Source organism: Shewanella zhangzhouensis (genome assembly GCF_019457615.1).
In the GTDB taxonomy this organism is placed as follows: Bacteria; Pseudomonadota; Gammaproteobacteria; order Enterobacterales; family Shewanellaceae; genus Shewanella; species Shewanella zhangzhouensis.
In genome coordinates this window covers 1,000,391-1,018,888 of record NZ_CP080414.1, presented here as the reverse complement: position 1 = coordinate 1,018,888, position 18,498 = coordinate 1,000,391, and the positions used below count along the sequence as shown (strand labels likewise).

The window sequence follows — 18,498 nt, the reverse complement described above, 5'->3', positions numbered from 1 at the left end:
TAAAATTCAGCCATCTGATATCTCGAGTGGACACGACAAGGTGCAAACACCAAAACGAAATCGCAGTGAAATCAAACGCGAAGCCATAATGCTCGCCGCCAAGGAGTTATTTCAGACCCAGGGCGTGCAGGGGACCAGCATGGATGAGCTGGCGCGGGTGGCTGAGGTTTCCAAGCGCACCGTGTATAACCACTTCGCCAGTAAAGAGGCGCTGGTGCTGGAGCTGGTTGCCGAGCTGTGGCAATCCGCCAATGCCGATATCAAGGTGCGTTTTGCCAAAGACCAACCCCTGCATCCGCAGCTGCTTGAAGTCCTTAACGCCGAAATCGCCATCATGACCAACCCGGATTATCTCGAGCTGGTGCGGGTCGCCATTGGCCACTTTATGTTTCATCCCGGTGCGCTCAAATGTGAGCTTGAGAGCCGGGTCACCCACGAATCGGCGCTGCGCCGCTGGCTGTCTGAAGGCATCAAGTCCGGCGTTCTGCCCAAGCTTGATGTGAATGAAGTGGAAGCGACGCTGCATGGCATGATTAAGGGCGTGTGTTTTTGGCCGTCACTGATGCAACTGTGTGAACCGCTGCCCAAGGGCGAGCTTGAGCGCCTTGGCGCCGATATCGCCGCCTTTTTCGAGTTCAAATACTTAAGCGGCCGCCGCTAATCATCAGTCAGGCCGCCATTCGGGTCGGCGAAGCGCGCCAATTTGTCCGCCCGGCTTTATGTCGGGCGCCCAACTAAGTTAGAATCCGGACTTATTGTTTACCCACAGGTTGTTTAGGCACAGGCCCACCATGACCCAGGCACTTTTTTACGTACTTCCGCCGTCCCAAATGAGGGATGCTGCCGAGCTGCTGGCCTGCCGTCTGGCGGCGTTTCATTACCGCCGCGGCGCCTGGGTCTATATTCACTGCAACGATGAATCCCAAAGCTTTGCCATAGACGAGCAACTTTGGCAGTTTGACCCCAACGATTTTGTGCCCCACAACCTCAAGGGCGAAGGACCTCAGGGGGGCGCGCCGGTGGAAATCGGCCACGATCGCCTCGGGCCCTCAAAAAACCGCGGCATTCTGATAAATCTTGCAGAAAAAGTACCGCCTTTTGCGGTACACTTTGGCCACTTTATCGACTTTGTCGCCGGTGACGAGGCCACCAAGGCACTGGCACGGCTGCGCTTTCGCGAGCTTCGCGGCCTTGGCATCGAGCCATCCACTCAGGATTTGGCGACACAACCCCTTAATCTAGTTTGAGAAAATCTGATCCCCATGGAAAAGACATACAATCCACAGTCCATCGAACAGGCCCTCTACCGCGTTTGGGAAGAAAAGGGTTACTTCAAGCCACACGGTGATGCAAGCCAGGGCAACTACTGCATCATGATCCCGCCGCCGAACGTCACCGGCAGCCTGCACATGGGTCACGCCTTCCAGGACACCATCATGGATACCCTCATCCGCTATCAGCGCATGAAGGGCAAAAACACCCTGTGGCAAGTGGGTACCGACCACGCCGGTATCGCCACCCAGATGCTGGTTGAGCGTAAGCTTGAAGCCGAACAGGGCAAGAGCCGCCATGACCTTGGCCGCGATGCCTTTATGGAAAAGGTGTGGGAGTGGAAAGCCCAGTCCGGCGGCACCATCACCAGCCAGCTGCGCCGCATGGGCGCCTCAGTGGATTGGGACCGTGAGCGCTTCACCATGGATGAAGGCCTGTCCAACGCAGTGCAGGAAGTGTTCGTGCGCCTGTACGACGACAAACTGATTTACCGCGGCAAGCGCTTGGTAAACTGGGATCCCAAGCTGCACACCGCCATTTCCGATCTGGAAGTGGAAAACAAAGAAAAGCAGGGCCATATGTGGCACTTCCGCTATCCGCTGGCCGGCACCGAGCTGACCGCCGATGGCAAAGACTACTTGGTGGTAGCCACCACCCGTCCTGAAACCATGCTGGGCGACAGCGCGGTAGCGGTTCACCCCGAAGATGAGCGTTATGCGTCACTGATTGGCAAAGAAATCATTCTGCCTATCGTGAACCGCCGCATCCCCATCATCGCCGATGAATACGTGGATAAAGACTTTGGTACCGGCTGCGTGAAAATCACCCCAGCCCACGACTTCAACGACTACGAAGTGGGCAAGCGCCACAGCCTGCCGATGTTCAACATCCTGACTCAGGATGCCACCATCCGCGCCCTGGCCGAGGTACTCAACACCGACGGTAGCCACAACAGCGAGCTGGATGCCAGCCTGCCTGAGCGCTATGCAGGCCTCGACCGCTTCAAGGCCCGTGATGCCATCGTCGCCGAGTTCGAGACGCTGGGTCTCTTGGAAAAAATCGAGCCACACGCCCTCAAGGTGCCTTATGGCGACCGCTCCGGCGTCGTCATTGAGCCGCTGCTCACTGACCAGTGGTACGTTGCGGTACAAAAGCTTGCTCAGCCAGCCATCGAAGCGGTGGAAAACGGCGACATCAAGTTTGTGCCTCAGCAGTACGAAAACATGTACTTCTCCTGGATGCGCGACATTCAGGACTGGTGTATCTCCCGCCAGCTGTGGTGGGGTCACCGCATTCCTGCGTGGTACGACGAAGCCGGTAAGGTGTACGTTGGCCGCAGCGAAGAGGAAGTGCGCCAGAACCATAACCTCGGCGCCGACGTAAAACTGCGTCAGGACGACGACGTGCTGGACACCTGGTTCTCCTCTGCCCTGTGGACCTTCTCCACGCTTGGCTGGCCGGAAGAAACCCCAGAGCTCAAGACCTTCCACCCCACCGACGTGCTGGTGACAGGTTTTGACATCATCTTCTTCTGGGTTGCCCGGATGATCATGATGACCATGTACTTCGTTAAAGACGAAGACGGCAAGCCACAGGTACCGTTCAAGACGGTATACGTAACCGGTCTTATCCGCGACGAACAGGGCAACAAGATGTCCAAGTCCAAGGGTAACGTACTGGATCCTTTGGATATGATTGACGGTATCGACCTTGAATCCCTGGTTCAGAAGCGTACCGGCAACATGATGCAGCCACAGCTTGCCGCCAAGATTGAAAAGAGCACCCGCAAGGAGTTCGAAAACGGCATCGAGCCACACGGCACCGACGCGCTGCGTTTTACCCTGGCGGCCATGGCTTCTACCGGCCGTGACATCAACTGGGACATGAAGCGCCTCGACGGCTACCGCAGCTTCTGTAACAAGCTGTGGAACGCCTCCCGCTACGTGCTGATGAACACCGAAGAGCAGGATTGCGGCCCCAACTCTCCAAACGGAAAGTGCGGTGGCGAAATGAAGCTGTCGCTGGCCGACCGCTGGGTCATCGGCAAGTTCCAGGAAACCGTCAAGACCTTCGACGAGCACATCAATGCCTATCGCTTTGATCTCGCCGCCAACACCCTGTACGAGTTCACCTGGAACCAGTTCTGTGACTGGTATCTGGAGCTGACCAAGCCAGTACTGCAAAACGGCTCTGAAGCCGAGCAGCGCGGCACCCGTCATACTCTGGTGACCGTACTTGAGCAGCTGCTGCGCCTGATGCACCCTATGATGCCGTACATCACAGAGACCATCTGGGATCGCGTGAAGCCGCTGGCGGGTGTTGAGGGCGACACCCTGATGCTGATGTCCTTCCCCGAGTTCGATGCCGCCAAGGTAGATGCCAAGGCCATGGCCGATCTCGAGTGGGTTAAGCAGGTGATTGTGGCCGTGCGTAACATCCGCGCCGAGCTCAATATTGCGCCAAGCAAGCCGCTGTCTGCCCTGCTGCGCGGTGTGAGCGATGAAGACAAGGCCCGCATCGAAGCCAACCAGGCCTTCTTCGGGACGCTTGCCAAGCTTGAGAGCATGACCATTCTCGCCGAAGGCGAAGCCGCCCCCATGGCCACCACTCAGCTGATTGGTGAAATGGAGCTGCTGATCCCTATGGCGGGTCTGATTGACGTTGCCGCCGAGATGGCCCGTATCGACAAGCAGCTGGAGAAGCTGACTGGCGAAGTGGCCCGTATCGAAGGCAAGCTGTCCAACCAAGGCTTTGTGGCCAAGGCCCCGGCTGAAGTGATTGAGAAAGAGCGTGCCAAGGCCGCCGACATCAAGCGTGACATGGACAAGCTGACCGAGCAGAAAGCCGAGCTTGCCAAGCTGGAAGCCTGAGACGGCATAAAGCCAAGTCTCTGACTTACAGATAAAAAGTAAAAAAGCAGCCATCAGGCTGCTTTTTTATTGGTTAATTTTTACTGAGGTCAAACGCCTTTATCAGTGCGCCGCTTGATCAGTGCGGCTTAATCAATGCGGCGCTTAATCAATGCGCCTTGGCACCAAGGCCGGTCAGCTCCACCGGGGTGACCATGGCGGCCGGGCTTAAGATTTGGCTTAAGGCATCATCGCTCAATAGCCCATCGCGGCGCACCAGCTCCGCAACACCGGCGCCGCTCAGCAGGGCTTCACCGGCGATACGGGTGGCGTTCTCATAACCGATATGCGGCACCAGCGCCGTGACTATGCCGATGCTGGTGTTCAGGTGCTGCTCGCATTTGGCCTCGTTGGCTTCGATACCCTGAATACAGCGGCTGTCGAGCATGGCGATGGCGCGGGTCAGCAAGGCGCAGTTATTCAAAAGGTTATAAACAATCACCGGCTCCATGGCGTTCAGTTGCAGCTGCGCCGCCTCGGCGGCCATGGTGATGGTCATGTCGGTGCCAATCACCTGAAACGCCACCTGATTCACCGCCTCCGGAATAACCGGATTCACCTTGCCCGGCATGATGGAGGACCCCGGTTGCATCGCAGGCAAACGGATTTCCCCGAGGCCGGTCCGCGGACCGCTGGAGAGCAGGCGCAGGTCGTTACTGAGTTTCGACAGCTTCACCGCCAGGCGCTTAAGCACAGACGATAAAGTCACAAAGGCACCCATATCGGTGGTGGCATCGATAAGATTGTCAGCCTGAGTCACCGGCAGACCCGTGATATCGGCAAGGGCCTTCACCGCCAGCACGCCGTAAGCCGGATGGGTGTTAATGCCGGTGCCAATGGCGGTGCCGCCAAGGTTCACCACGCAAAGCTCCTTACAGGCATCATCGATGCGGGCGATGTCCGATTTAAGGCTGGAAGCAAAGGCATCAAATTCCTGCCCCAGGGTCATGGGCACGGCGTCCTGCAGCTGGGTGCGGCCCATCTTGAGGATATGGCCAAACTCGCGGCCCTTGGCCTCAAGGCTTAAGCAAATGGCCTCGATGGCAGCCTTGAGCGGTTCGACCGCTTCCACCATGGCCAGACGCGCCGCCGTCGGGTAGGCATCGTTGGTTGACTGGGAGCAGTTCACATCGTTGTTGGGGTGCAGATGGCGATACTCGCCCTTGCCGTGGCCAAGCTTGGCGAGGGCCAGGTTGGCAATCACTTCGTTGGCATTCATGTTGGTGGAGGTACCGGCGCCGCCCTGAATAAGGTCCACCACAAACTGGTCATGCAGCGCGCCCTGGACGATGTCATCGCAGGCGGCGGCAATGGCGCTGGCCTTGCTGTCAGACAGCAGTCCCAGCCCATGGTTGGCGCGGGCGGCAGCGGCCTTTACCCTGGCCAGCGCGCGGATAAGTTCGGGAAAAGCGCTGATGGGGGTGCCGCTCAGGCTGAAGTTTTCCAGCGCTCTCTGGGTTTGAATGCCATACCAGGCGTGGGCAGGAACCGGGGCATCCCCCAGCAGGTCGTGTTCAATACGTGTATCCATCTTTATGGTGCGCTCCCGGACGCTGTTTGAGCAGGGCTTGTTTCAAGTGGGCTTGTTCTGGGGCAAGCCTGATTATTTCGCGCTATTACAGCAGCCTGCACTGCAATAAGGGAGTTGACGCACTGATGCAAATTGGCGCTGATTGGCGCAGTTTTGGCAACAAACAGCATCTGGCGCAGTCTGTCGCACTTTGCCGCTTTTAGGTACACTTGGCGAACAGTTTCGAGCGATACGCGCGCCAATTGCCGCCGGGAATAATCACAGGTCTGCCATGCATCAGGAATTTGCCAAAAATCTTCGCCTCCTTTGCAGCTACTACCGCTCGGTGGCCGAGGTCTGTCGTCGCCTCGATATCAACCGGCCGCAGTTCAACCGCTATTTAAGTGGCAAGTATCGCCCCTCCGCCCATAGCCTGCGGCGCCTGTGCGACTTCTTCGGGGTGGAAGAGCATGAAATCCTCATGCCCCACAGCCAGTTTCAGCTGCTTATTCAGGTGCGGCCGCGCCCCAGCGAGCCTGTAAGCGAGGCGCCGGAGCTTGAGCATCTGGCGCGGCTGCAAACGCTAAGTCAGGGATTCGATAAATACCTTGGCTACTACTTCGAATACCACCTGTCGATGGCCTTCCCAGGCAAGATTTTGCGAAACCTGGTATGCCTTGAGAAACAGGGCGGCAAGGTCTACTACCAGCGCACCGAGCGCCTGCAGCAGGCCCCCGGTGAAAAGGTGTACCACAGCAAATATTTCGGTATGGCGCACCTCTTGGCCGACCGTATCTTTTTGATGGATTATGAATCGCTTACCGGCAACCAGCTGACCCAAACCATCCTTATCCCCACCTTCAAGAGCCGGGTCGGCCGCTTAAGCGGTCTGCGCCTTGGCGCCTCGGCCAGCGGCGAGCGTATCCCCAGCTGCACCCGGGTGGTGTTCGAGTATCTGGGGCATCAGGTGGATATCCGCAAAACCCTTAAGCTTTGCACCACCTTGGACCCCGACAGCGGCCAGATAAGCCCTCGAATTCTGGAAGCGATTCAGAACGATATGGCGCCGGGCGAGCGCCACTTTCGCGCCCGCCACAGCTTTTAAGCCCTGGTGCTACCACAGCGCAGTCCGCTTGACCTGCACTGGCAGCACAGGGCACACTTCTGGCTAGTCACCTGCAACCAAAGCCTTGAATGTCAAAGCGAATCATCGAGCTTAATCTCACCAATCTGCTGGCCGAAGGCGGCTACACCGCCTGCCTGCGGCTTGGCAGCGAAGCCCAGTCCGTTAACCTCATCATAGATACCGGCAGCTCGACCCTGGTGGTGCACGAAAGCGGCTATCAGGCAGCCAGGGACACCGAGCTTAAAGCCACCACCCTGGCCCAGGAAGTGAATTACGGACTCGGCGGCTGGCTTGGCGCCGTGGTGCACACCCGCATACATGCCGGGGAGCTTGCCATGGCCAACACCCCGCTGGCACTGGTCCATGCCGAGGCTGAACACACCTTTTTGGATGCCGATGGTATCTGGGGCATGGCCTATCATCCCCTCAATCGCGGCTACGATCTGACCACGTACCTCACAAGCCACGGCATAAATCCGGCCAGCACCTTCCCCTGGCCCTTTCCCGATGAGGCGCATCCACTGGTTAAACAGCAGCTGGATGACTTTAAGGCACTTCTCCCCCAACTGCCCGAAGAAGACGTGGCCACCTGCTTTACCCTGATGGAAGAGCGCGGCCTGTGCGCCAACCGCTTTACCCTGATAACCCGCCGCTCCAGTATCCACGTCGCAGCACCGGATGCCTGCGCCAATACCCTCGCGGCCGATCTCCTCAATCAGGGACTGCTGATTTTGGGCAGCCATGAAGAAGATGCGGCGCCCAACCATGGCAGTGCGGTCGACCTCAAGGTGGTGCACGACCGCTATTACAACGTCAACTTAAAGGCGGTGCGCTGGCAAAACGATATCGATATTGCGCTGCCAACGGCACAGGCAGCCCACCTCTGCCGGGGCTCCAGCAACGCCATTGTCGACTCGGGGGCTTCGCTGATTTGTCTGCCTGCGGTGGCCTTTACCCCGCTCATGGAGCGGCTGTGGGCACTGTTACCAGACAGCAAGCAGCTGACAGCGCCTTTTATGGGCGATATCAGCCAGATTGTGGCAGCGCAAAAACAGGGCATCGACAGCAGCCAGCTCAAGCTCGACAGCTGGCCAAGGCTTGAATTGATATTTGAGGGCGAAAACGGTGAAGACGTCTGCCTTGGCGTGGATGCCCCTCACTACTGGCAGGTCAACGCGCCGGCCCACGGTAAGGCGGTATTTAAACTCATGGGGCAACTGCCCCATTGGCCCGCCCAAAGCATACTCGGCTTGCCGCTGTTTAATCCCTATCGGGTGGTGTTTCGCCGCGACCTGGGTGAGCAGGGCATTATCCGTTTTATTCCCCACCCTTCGTAGCCAATGCCCTCGTAACCAAGGCCCTGTTAACCAAAGCCCTTTTAACCAAAGCCCTGTTAGCCAAGGCCCTCTTAACCAACGTAAAGCAACGCCATGAAACAACTGATGAGTGAAAGGCTCACCCTGATCCCCATAGACACCAGCGACAGAGCACTTGTGGTGGCGCTCAATACCGATGCACAGGTAATGACCTTTGTCGCCGAGCCCCAGTCTGTCGAGGCGGCCAACCGGATATTCGATATCATACTGCGTCAAACCCAGGCGCAGCCGCCGAAAATGTACTGCTGGAAAATCACCACGGCGGCGCAGGCAACCGCAGTGGGGGTGATATCCCTGACCCGCATGAAAGGTGAGTATCAGGGATGGCTTGAAATCGGCGCCCTCAGCCTGCCAGCGTTTTACGGCAAGGGATATATACCCGAAGCCATGGAGCTCGTCTGCGCTGACGCTCTGGAGCGTGACGAAATCAAAGGCATATACGCAAAGTTTCAGGCCGAACATCAGGCATCCTTGCGTATTACCCGCAAAACCCACTTCAGCACGCCACAACCCTCGGCTGATTTTCCCGGTTATCTTGAGTGCACCAGACGCAAAACTCGGTAAATCAGGTGTTTCCAATTCAGACACATCCTGTTAACTTAGCCCGCTAAGAACACCGAAATAAAGTGACCATGCCTGGAAGTCTCGTCTGTGTCGGCACCGGCATCTTGCTGGGCGGACACCTAAGCCCCCTCGCCCAAAACCTGATTGAACAGGCCGATGTGGTATTCAGCGGCATGTCAGATGGCTTTACCGAACTCTGGATTGAGGGGCTCGCCAAAGATGCCCGCAGCCTGCAACAGCATTACGCCGACGGCAAATCCCGCAACCTCACCTACAGCGAGATGGTCGATGCCATGCTCACTGAGGTGCGTTTGGGTAAAAAAGTCGTGGGCGCCTTTTATGGTCACCCCGGTATTTTCGCCAAGGCGCCCCACGAGGCCATTGCCACAGCCCGCGCCGAAGGCTTCGATGCGCGGATGATCCCGGGCATTTCCGCAGAAGATTGCCTTTATGCCGATTTGGGGCTGGACCCCGGCAAGACCGGCTGCCAACACTTTGAAACCACCCAGTTGATGCTGTATCAGCGCCGAATAGACCCAAGCGCGCTCCTTATATTGTGGCAACCGGCATTGGCCGGTGACCTGACCCTGGGCATTCGCCCCACCGGCCGCGCCGAGCGCGAGCTGTTGGTGGAACTCTTAACCCAGGACTACCCGCTTAATCATGAGTGTATTCTCTACGAGGCCGCCACCACGGCGCTGCACAGTACCCGTATCGAGCGCCTGCCATTAAGTGCCCTGCCCCAGGCCAAACTGGAGCTGCACACCACCCTGTTGCTGCCTCCAAGTCAGCCGCTCACGCCCAACAGCCAGCTGCGTGCCCGCCTGCAAGCGCTGGCAAACACGCAAACGCAAGGAACCCCGCAGGGCGCCACTGTACTGCCCTTTTCACGTAAAAAAGCAAACTAACCATAAGGAAGAAAATATGAATCAAGCTGTTGATATTCTGGCAAAACTGGGCGCCGATACAACTGTGTCACTCGATACTCTGCCAGCCCACATCGCCGCCATGATCGAGGCCAAGGACATAGAGGCACTCAAGGCCGAGCTTGATGTAGTTCCAGACATCGTATGCATTTTCGCACCTGCCGAAGATCAAGAAAGCAAGGAAGACGAAGAGCAAGAAGAATCTCCGTCAAAAACGGAGATTGCAGCCTGTGCTTAGTGCACGAACCTTATTGATGATGGCCTGCTTTGTGCAGGCCATCACAGGTATATGCTGGGCAACAGATTGGAACGCTGAACTCAAAAATGCAGATCGCATCCGCTCCAGCGATAGCGAAGCTTTCAGTACAATTCTTAGTGAAATATCAGCCAATCAAAATGAACTATCTCCTTCGGAAAGTGATTATCTTGAATATTTAGAGGCTTACAAACTAATCTTTGATGGCGACTTCGTTGCTGCATTGGATGTTTACGAGAAATTATCCAAAGACGCTGTCAACCCAGACATCAAGTTCAGGTCGCTAATTTCACTAATTAACGCTTTTGCAATTCAGAGAAAGTGGAACGAAGGCCTAATATCGCTGGACAATGTTTTGACCCTTTTGCCCTCCATTCATGACCCCGAAATATCAGGCCTTGGTCTGATGGTTGCAAGTATCTTTTACAATCAGCTAGGGCAGTACTCCCTTGGACTTGAATACAGTAAACGCCTACAAAACGCACATAGCGATCCTCGAAATCAGTGCGCTGCTGAGCAACTAAAATTTGAAGCGTTACTTCAATTGGGATTGGCCCCAGATGAGTCGGCCAGTATTTTTTCCAATGGAGTTCAAGTGTGTAAGTCGGCAAAAGAAGCTGTAATTCAATCAAACATCATCCGCCTTTACGCCCAATTCTTGCTCGAAACCGATAACCAACCCTTGGCCGCCAAGGCATTGTTGGATGAAAACGAAGCTTTGGTACTGTCCGCCAAATACGCCCCTATAATTGCCATTTACCAAAGCCTGCAGGCCAGGGCCAACTGGGAGCTGGGGCAGCAGGAAAAAGCCTATCAACAGGCGTTGGCGGTGAGCCAATCGCCGGCGGCGGCCAATGCGCTGGAAGCCCTTATCCGTGCCAACAAGGTGCTGTTTGACTACCACAGTAGCCGCGGCAACAGTGAGGCGGCGCTGGAGGCCTATATCAAGTACGCCGAGGCCGACAAGGCCTATCTGGACGAGGTCAAGACCAAGACACTGGCGTTTCAGTTGGCCCAGCACCAGAGCCTGGAGCAGCAAAACAAGATAAGCCTGCTGGATGAGCAGAATAAGCTGCTCAAGGTGCAGCAGCAGCTGGATCAGGCGCAGGCCTTCAATAACCGCCTGTTGATTGCCGTACTCTTTTGTATTGCCCTGGGCCTCGGTACCTGGGCCTGGCATTCCTGGCAGAGCCAAAAGCGCCTCAGGCAACTGGCCGAATTCGACAATCTTACCGGGCTGTTCAGCCGTGGCCACTTTACCCAGGTGTCCCTGAGCGCGGTGGAGTACGCCAAAACCCTCAATGCCCCCATCAGCTGTATTCTGCTGGATGTGGATAAGTTCAAGCAGATTAACGACAGCCTGGGCCATGCCACCGGCGACTGGGCACTGAAAGAAGTGGCCAGGATCTGCAAAGAGCAGGTGCGGGAGTATGAGATTTTTGGCCGTATCGGCGGCGAAGAGTTTTGCCTGCTGCTGCCCGAGTGCGACCTAAAGCATGCCACCGAACTGGCCAATGCCATGTGCCAGGCCCTGAGAGGCGTGGATACCTCGGCTTCGGGACACGCCTTTGTGCTGACCGCAAGCTTTGGGGTAACCGACAACACCAGGGCGGGCTATTCCCTCGACAAGCTGATGGCCCAGGCCGACAAGGCCATGTACAGCGCCAAGACGCAGGGCCGCAATCAGGTGCAGTGCTACTCTGCCAGCAAGCCCGTAGCGGCTACGCCGCTGGAAACGACCTGAGCGTCCAGCTCCTGTACGTGAGTCAAGCAAGCAAAAAGGCCGCATAGCGGCCTTTTTGGTGAGCGTTTAACCGCCAAATTCGCCGTTAGTCGGCGTCTTTAATCAGCGCGGCCAGGGTGAGCACACCGTGGGTGGTGGCACCGGCGGCCCACAACGCTCCTGCGCTGTCTTCAAAGGAGCCGGCAAGGTCCATGTGCAGCCACTTGGCATCGTCGCGTACAAAGCGCCACAGGAAGCCCGCAGCATTGGAGGCACCACCGGCGCCGCCGCCCTTCACCGGACGGCTGTTGGCGGTATCGGCATAGGCCGATGGGCACATGTCTTTGTGCCATGGGTCCAGCGGCAGTGGCCATACCCGCTCGGCCACACTGCGGGCCTTTTCACGGGTCAGCGCAATCACGGCTTCGTCGGGCGAGAAGATGGCGTTGTAGTTCCCGCCCACGGCCATCACGGCGGCGCCTGTGAGGGTGGCGGCATCGATAATCAGGGGTGCACCTGTGGCAGAGGCGGCCTGCAAACCGTCGGCCAGCACCAGGCGGCCTTCGGCGTCTGTGTTGACCACTTCCACTGTCACACCGTTTTTGTAAGTGAGGATATCGCCAAGCTTATAGGCACGGCCGCTGACCAGGTTTTCGGCGCAGCACAAAAACAGCTTAACGCGCTTGTTCAGGCCATTTTTAATGGCCAGCCCCAGTGCGCCCGTGATGGTGGCAGCGCCGCCCATGTCGCACTTCATATTGAGCATGCCTTCGCTGGCCTTGAGGCTGTAGCCGCCCGAGTCGAAGGTAATGCCCTTGCCAACCAATGCCACAGACACAGGGGCATCGGCGCCCAGCGGGTTATAGTCCAGCTCCAGCATCGCAGGTGGACGCTCGCTGCCGCGGCCAACGGCGTGGATACCAATCCACTGCTCTTCCAGCAGTTGCTCGCCTTCGATGATGCGAAAGCTCACCTTGTCGCCACCGAGTTCTTTAATCCAGTGACCGGCCTGAGTGGCCAGTTTCACCGGTGACAGGTTTTCCGGGGTCTCGTTGGTGAGCTGGCGCACAAAGCGGGCAGCTTCCATGCGCGAAGCCAGTTCGCTCTGGGTGGCCTCATCGCCGGTCCAGCTGATGTCCCAGCCCGCCTTGGCGGTCACAAAGCCCTGAGCAAACACCCACTGGCGATTAAGATCCCAGCCCTCGCCTTCCAGCGCAGCGCTGGCAATGCCCTGACTGCGCAGTTTGCGGGCGGCCATCTGGATTTGACGCAGGGCATCGGCGCCCTGCAGATGGATGCGGGCCAGATTGCCTTCGAATGTGATGTCGGCCTTGCCCCAATGGGCTGCCGGGGCTTCCTGGGTGAGGGTTACACGCATGGCTTGTGTCATCTTGCTTCCTTTTTCTGTGTTATTGGCGCCGGCTCGAAACACTGTGCCAGAAGCATTGCGCTTGAAGCAGGCGATATGCCACGAGTGTACCCCAGAAGGCCAAGGCGCTTAAAGTGGCCCCGGGGTTTCGACACGGCGGGCGGTAAAAAACGGTGCCGGGACTCTGTACGCCGATACAGGGACATGACCGTGCTTTTACAGTACACTGCCAGCTTTTGCGCCCCATTCGTTGCCTGTGGCAGTGTCGCCCGTAACTGTGCCGCCAGTTACGGCAGCAGCCACTGCCCGGCCAAAGGAGATGCCATGGAATACGCAGCCCCCCTGTCCAGCGCTGTGCTCATCACCCGCTATAAACGGTTTTTAGCCGATGTGACCCTGGACGATGGCAGCCAGTCAACCCTGCACTGCCCCAATACCGGCTCGATGAAAAACTGCCTGTATCCGGGCAAGCGCGTGTGGTTTTCTACTTCGGATAATCCCAAACGCAAGTACGCCCACACCTGGGAGCTGGCCGAAGATGACCGGGGTAATTTGATTGGCATTAACACGGCGCGGGCCAATCAGCTTGCCGAAGAAGCCATTGGGCTGGGGCAGATAACTGAGCTTCAGGGCTACGAGCTAATCCGCCGCGAAGTGAAGTATGGCAATGAGAACAGCCGTATCGACCTGCTGCTCAGCGGCGGACAGACACCCGACTGCTATATCGAAGTCAAAAGTTGCACCCTGCTGGATAAGGACTGGGGGCTCTTTCCCGATGCGGTATCCACCCGTGGGCAAAAACACCTGCGGGAACTGATGGAGATGAAACGTCGGGGCTACCGGGCCGTGCTGCTGTTTGTAGTGCAACATCAGGGGATCCACAGGGTGGCGCCCGCCGAGGCGATAGACTCCAAATATGCCGCGCTGCTCCGGGAGGCCATGGCTGCGGGTGTTGAAGTGCTGGCTTATGGATGTATGATGAATAACAAAGGCTTGCAGTTAAATATCCCGATACCTTTCCACTCTGGCACCGAGTAAATCGGCGCTTAAAATTTGAAAATCGGCCGATTAGCGGACATCATCAAAGAATTCACAGGTGCTCATGTAAAATGTTTGCCTCACTTGTTTTATTTTGATATAGATAGCGGCCGTTCTAAGTGACGCCCGAACAACGCAAAGAATACAGGAGATGCGTTATGCCTGAAGGCACTAAAAAACTTGGCGTACTCGCTATCGCAGGTGTAGCGCCTTACCAGGAGCAACCTGGTGAGGAGTATATGAACGACCAGCAGTTGGGCCATTTCAAGAAGATCCTTGAAGCCTGGCGCAACCAGCTGCGTGAAGAAGTCGACCGCACCCTTTCGCACATGCAAGACGAAGCCGCCAATTTCCCCGATCCAGTCGACAGAGCAGCTCAGGAAGAGGAGTTCAGTCTGGAGCTTCGTGCCCGCGACAGAGAACGTAAACTCATCAAGAAGATTGAAAAGACGCTGCAAAGAATCGAAGACGATGACTTTGGTTTCTGCGACTCTTGCGGCGTGGAAATCGGCATTCGCCGTCTCGAAGCCCGCCCAACGGCCGATCTCTGTATCGACTGTAAAACGCTGGCAGAGATCAAAGAAAGGCAGATGGCCGGTTAATCCCCATCCACTGCAATTCGAAAGCGGGGCTCAGGCCCCGCTTGGCATTTCAGGAACCTGTTAACAGCGCCATGTCTTATCCTCCCTACATTGGCCGTTTTGCCCCCTCTCCCTCTGGCTCACTGCATTTTGGCTCGCTGATTGCCGCGCTGGGCAGCTACCTGCGCGCCCGCAGTCAGGGCGGACAGTGGCTGGTGCGCATTGAGGACATAGACCCGCCACGGGAAGTACCCGGCGCCGCCGATGACATATTGCGTACCCTGGATGCCTTTGGATTGCACTGGGATGGCGAGCTGATGTACCAAAGCCGGCGCACCGAAGCCTATCAGGCCAAAATCGATGGGCTGCTGGCAAGCGGCGAGGCTTATTTTTGCCAGTGCAGCCGCAAGCAAATTCAGGCCATGGGCGGGGTTTACGATGGCCGCTGTCGCCACCTTGGCCACCAAAGCGGTGCCATACGTATCGTGAATCGTGCCCGGGTGAATCATTTTCATGATGGCCTGCTGGGCGAGGTGACAGTGCCAGATAGCTTTGCCGCCGAAGACTTTATCATCAAGCGCAGCGATGGCCTTTACGCCTATCAGCTTGCGGTGGTGATGGACGATGCCGAAACCGGCATTACCGAGGTGGTGCGCGGCGCCGACCTGATTGAGGCCAGTTGTCGCCAGCTGAGCCTGTTCAATCAATTTGGCTATCAGGCACCCGCCTGGATGCACCTGCCGCTGGCCTGCGCCGAGGTGGGATTCAAGCTGTCGAAGCAAAACCATGCCACGCCGGTGGACAAGGCCAATCCCCTGCCTGCACTCAAGGCTGCGCTGGCCTTTTTGGGCCAGCCAATACCCGATGCAGACAGCGTTGAAAGCCTGCTGGCACAGGCAGTCGCGGACTTTTCTGTGGACTCTATTCCAAGGCGGCGGGAAATCCTGATTGACAGTGGTGGCTAAGGCGCCTGCACACTGTCAATTGACCCCGTTTGGGGTTATCATAGCCGCCAGATTTTTAACCCCTAGTTAAGCTCAAGAGGTGTACCATTTTTCGCCGTATCACTCAGTTCTGTAAGCAACTGTTCGCCGAGGGCGAGCAGCATCCAACGACAGAATCGATTCAGCAGGGTGCCGACAATGCACAGGGCCTGAGTCTGAGCATCACGCCCCGAAATGCCCACACCATCTCGCGCAAAAACATCAGTGAAAATGCGCTCAAGGTGCTTTATCGCCTGAACAAGGCGGGTTACGAGGCCTTTTTGGTGGGTGGCGGTGTGCGCGATCTGCTGCTGGGCCTGGAGCCGAAAGACTTTGACGTGGTGACCAACGCCACCCCCGAAGACATCAAAAAGCTGTTCCGCAACTGCCGTTTGGTCGGCCGCCGTTTCCGTTTGGCCCATATAGTCTTTGGCCGTGACGTGATTGAAGTGGCTACCTTCCGTGGTCATCACGGCAATGAGGATGGCGACAAGATTTCCAAGGCCAATGCCGAGGGACGCCTGCTGCGGGACAACGTGTACGGCTCTATCGATGAAGACGCCGAACGCCGCGACTTTACCGTAAACGCCCTCTACTACGACATCAGCGACTACTCTATCCGCAGCTATGGCGGCGGTATGGAAGATCTCAACGACGGCGTACTGCGCCTGATTGGCGATCCCGAGACCCGCTACCGTGAAGACCCGGTGCGCATGATCCGCGCCGTGCGTTTTGCCACCAAGCTGGGGATGCGTATCGAAGAGGTTACAGCCGCGCCAATCCGCAAGCTGGCACCGCTGCTGCGTGACATTCCGGCCGCCCGCATGTACGAAGAAGTGCTCAAGCTGTTTTTTGCGGGCAAGGGCCAGGCAAACTATCAGATGATGCAGGAATATCAGCTGTTTGCGCCGATTTTCCCGCTGCTGGCCGACACCATTGCCGACTCGCCAAAAGGCCACTGTGCCCGCATGGTGAACCTGGTGATGCGCAATACCGACATCCGGGTAATGGAAGACAAGCCAGTTACACCGGCCTTCTTCTATGCGGCCCTGCTGTGGTATCCACTGAAGAGCCGCGCCGAAGAAATTGCCAACGAGAGTGGCCTGAGCCTGTACGATGCCTATTTTGCCGCCATGGGCGATGTGCTCGAGCAGCAGTGCCAGACCATTTCGCTGCCCAAGCGCTTCAGCGTGCCGGCCCGGGATATCTGGCAAATGCAGCTCAGATTCGAGCGCAGCCAGGGCACCCGAGCCTTTAAACTGATGGAAAACCCCAAGTTCCGCGCCGGTTACGATTTGCTGCTGATGCGCGCCGAAATTGAGGGTGGCAATCTGCAAAAGACCGCCAACTGGTGGCAGTCGTTTGTGGAAGCGTCGGAAGAAGACCGTGGCAATATCGCCCGTGGCGGAGCCAAGAGCGATGCTCCCCGTAACCGCAAGCGCCGGGTGCGCCGTCGCCCCCGCAGTGAAGGCGGCAGCGGTGAAGGTGCCAGAGCTCACACCGGCAGCGACAGCTGAATATGACCCAGGTTTATGTGGCTCTCGGCGCCAATCTCGCCGAGCCCATCAGCCAACTGAACAGGGCCTGCGAGGCCCTGTTGTCCTTGGCAGCCCCGGGCAGTTTCAGGGTGTCACCCTACTATGGCAGTCGCCCCATGGGCGAGGTCGCACAGCCCGATTACGTCAATGCCGTCGCCTGCTTTGACACTGAGCTTGAGCCGCTGGCGCTGCTGGATGCCCTGCAAGCCATTGAACTTGACCAGGGCCGTGAGCGCTCGGTGCGCTGGGGCCCCCGTACCCTGGATTTGGATTTGTTGCTGTATGGCAATCAAGTGATTTGCAGCGACAGACTCACAGTGCCCCACTACGGCATGAAAGACCGCAGTTTTGTGCTTATTCCGCTTGAATGCCTGACTCCGGGGCTGTTGTTGCCCTGTGGCACCCCAGTCCAGAGCCTTATCACCCAGGCAATGCGGGACGAGCTTCACCAACTGACGCCCTGCGATTGAAGTCAGACCTCAGTTGGCTTATAACTCCACTTCACACTCGCTGGTAGAGAAACGCATTATGTCCAAAGTCACCACCTCAACCCTGATGAAGTTTAAACAGGAAGGGAAAAAGTTCACCGCGCTGACCGCTTATGATGCCAGTTTTGCCGCCGCTTTTGACAGTGAGGGCGTTGATGTCCTGCTGGTGGGCGACTCGCTGGGCATGGTACTGCAGGGGCACGAGGATACCTTGCCGGTTACTGTGCAAGACATTGCCTACCACACCCGCTGTGTGCGTCGCGGTATTTCCCGCGCGCTGCTGATAGCCGACCTGCCCTTTATGAGTTACGCCACCGTGGAGCAGACCATGACCACGGCCACCGCCCTGATGCAGGCCGGTGCCAACATGGTGAAACTGGAAGGCGGTGAATGGCTGCTGGAAAGCGTGAAAAAACTCACCGAGCGTGGCGTACCCGTGTGTGCCCACATCGGCCTGACACCTCAGTCGGTGCACGTTTTCGGTGGCTTTAAGGTGCAGGGCCGCGATGCCGACAATGCCCAGCGTATTTTGAATGAAGCCAAGGCACTGGAAGCCGCAGGCGCCCAGCTGCTGGTGATTGAATGTATTCCGGCGTCGCTGGCAAAGGCCATCACCGAGGCCCTGACCATTCCCGTGATTGGCATTGGTGCCGGTAAAGACACCGATGGCCAGATTTTGGTGATGCACGATGTACTGGGCATCTCCAGTGGTTATATTCCACGTTTTTCAAAGAATTACTTAAAGCAGACCGGTGAAATCCGCGCTGCGGTACGCGCCTTTATTGACGAAGTGGCCGATGGCAGCTTCCCTGGCCCAGAACACACCTTTAATTGAGACA

Annotated in this window: 17 protein-coding genes; 15 read left to right on the top strand and 2 right to left on the bottom strand. The window is 57.3% G+C overall.

What is annotated here, in order from left to right:
- The first annotated feature begins 40 nt into the window (after positions 1 to 40).
- From K0H63_RS04350 to K0H63_RS04340, 3 genes are all read left to right on the top strand, one after another.
- Entirely contained in the window at positions 41 to 661 is a 621-nt protein-coding gene (locus tag K0H63_RS04350) for a TetR/AcrR family transcriptional regulator (protein ID WP_220066892.1), read from the top strand.
- 130 nt (positions 662 to 791) lie between these two features.
- Complete coding sequence (locus K0H63_RS04345) at positions 792 to 1,247, top strand: DNA polymerase III subunit chi (protein ID WP_126165928.1); 456 nt, start codon at positions 792 to 794, stop codon at positions 1,245 to 1,247.
- 15 nt (positions 1,248 to 1,262) lie between these two features.
- Positions 1,263 to 4,142 (top strand): valine--tRNA ligase, encoded by a 2,880-nt coding sequence (locus tag K0H63_RS04340; protein WP_220066891.1) that lies wholly within the window; start codon positions 1,263 to 1,265, stop codon positions 4,140 to 4,142.
- A gap of 148 nt (positions 4,143 to 4,290) precedes the next feature.
- On the opposite strand, the gene K0H63_RS04335 is transcribed toward K0H63_RS04340, so the two are convergent.
- Entirely contained in the window at positions 4,291 to 5,712 is a 1,422-nt protein-coding gene (locus tag K0H63_RS04335; protein ID WP_220066890.1) for an aspartate ammonia-lyase, read from the bottom strand.
- Between the two features lie 271 nt (positions 5,713 to 5,983).
- Between K0H63_RS04335 and K0H63_RS04330 the strand changes: the two genes are divergently transcribed.
- The 6 genes from K0H63_RS04330 to K0H63_RS04305 all read left to right on the top strand — a co-directional run bounded on the left by K0H63_RS04330 (position 5,984) and on the right by K0H63_RS04305 (position 11,683).
- Positions 5,984 to 6,796 (top strand): helix-turn-helix domain-containing protein, encoded by an 813-nt coding sequence (locus K0H63_RS04330; protein WP_220066889.1) that lies wholly within the window; start codon positions 5,984 to 5,986, stop codon positions 6,794 to 6,796.
- A gap of 89 nt (positions 6,797 to 6,885) precedes the next feature.
- On the top strand, positions 6,886 to 8,154 hold the full coding sequence (locus K0H63_RS04325; protein ID WP_220066888.1) for a pepsin-like aspartic protease: 1,269 nt from the start codon (positions 6,886 to 6,888) through the stop codon (positions 8,152 to 8,154).
- Between the two features lie 93 nt (positions 8,155 to 8,247).
- On the top strand, positions 8,248 to 8,757 hold the full coding sequence (locus tag K0H63_RS04320; RefSeq protein WP_220066887.1) for a GNAT family N-acetyltransferase: 510 nt from the start codon (positions 8,248 to 8,250) through the stop codon (positions 8,755 to 8,757).
- 68 nt (positions 8,758 to 8,825) lie between these two features.
- Positions 8,826 to 9,665 carry an SAM-dependent methyltransferase gene (locus K0H63_RS04315; RefSeq protein ID WP_220066886.1) on the top strand — a complete coding sequence of 280 codons (840 nt, stop codon included), beginning with the start codon at positions 8,826 to 8,828 and terminating at the stop codon, positions 9,663 to 9,665.
- A gap of 16 nt (positions 9,666 to 9,681) precedes the next feature.
- Entirely contained in the window at positions 9,682 to 9,921 is a 240-nt protein-coding gene (locus K0H63_RS04310; protein ID WP_220066885.1) for a hypothetical protein, read from the top strand.
- Between the two features lie 613 nt (positions 9,922 to 10,534).
- Positions 10,535 to 11,683 carry a GGDEF domain-containing protein gene (locus tag K0H63_RS04305; RefSeq protein WP_258405655.1) on the top strand — a complete coding sequence of 383 codons (1,149 nt, stop codon included), beginning with the start codon at positions 10,535 to 10,537 and terminating at the stop codon, positions 11,681 to 11,683.
- An 85-nt stretch (positions 11,684 to 11,768) separates the two neighbouring features.
- Here the strand turns inward: K0H63_RS04305 and pepB are convergent, their stop codons facing one another.
- A complete protein-coding gene (pepB, locus tag K0H63_RS04300; RefSeq protein ID WP_220066884.1) occupies positions 11,769 to 13,052 on the bottom strand; it encodes an aminopeptidase PepB in 1,284 nt (427 codons plus the stop codon).
- A 303-nt stretch (positions 13,053 to 13,355) separates the two neighbouring features.
- Between pepB and sfsA the strand changes: the two genes are divergently transcribed.
- The 6 genes from sfsA to panB all read left to right on the top strand — a co-directional run bounded on the left by sfsA (position 13,356) and on the right by panB (position 18,494).
- The gene (gene sfsA, locus K0H63_RS04295; protein WP_220067806.1) at positions 13,356 to 14,069 is read left to right on the top strand and encodes a DNA/RNA nuclease SfsA; all 714 of its coding nucleotides are present in this window, start codon (positions 13,356 to 13,358) and stop codon (positions 14,067 to 14,069) included.
- 158 nt (positions 14,070 to 14,227) lie between these two features.
- A complete protein-coding gene (gene dksA / locus K0H63_RS04290) occupies positions 14,228 to 14,671 on the top strand; it encodes an RNA polymerase-binding protein DksA (RefSeq protein ID WP_011758897.1) in 444 nt (147 codons plus the stop codon).
- A gap of 71 nt (positions 14,672 to 14,742) precedes the next feature.
- A complete protein-coding gene (gene gluQRS, locus K0H63_RS04285; protein ID WP_220066883.1) occupies positions 14,743 to 15,615 on the top strand; it encodes a tRNA glutamyl-Q(34) synthetase GluQRS in 873 nt (290 codons plus the stop codon).
- A gap of 260 nt (positions 15,616 to 15,875) precedes the next feature.
- Positions 15,876 to 17,150, top strand: a complete 1,275-nt coding sequence (locus tag K0H63_RS04280; RefSeq protein ID WP_350355124.1) for a polynucleotide adenylyltransferase PcnB — start codon at positions 15,876 to 15,878, stop codon at positions 17,148 to 17,150.
- Positions 17,151 to 17,152: 2 nt separating this feature from the next.
- A complete protein-coding gene (folK, locus tag K0H63_RS04275) occupies positions 17,153 to 17,641 on the top strand; it encodes a 2-amino-4-hydroxy-6-hydroxymethyldihydropteridine diphosphokinase (RefSeq protein WP_220066882.1) in 489 nt (162 codons plus the stop codon).
- Positions 17,642 to 17,699: 58 nt separating this feature from the next.
- The gene (gene panB / locus K0H63_RS04270) at positions 17,700 to 18,494 is read left to right on the top strand and encodes a 3-methyl-2-oxobutanoate hydroxymethyltransferase (RefSeq protein ID WP_203326132.1); all 795 of its coding nucleotides are present in this window, start codon (positions 17,700 to 17,702) and stop codon (positions 18,492 to 18,494) included.
- Positions 18,495 to 18,498 lie beyond the last annotated feature (4 nt).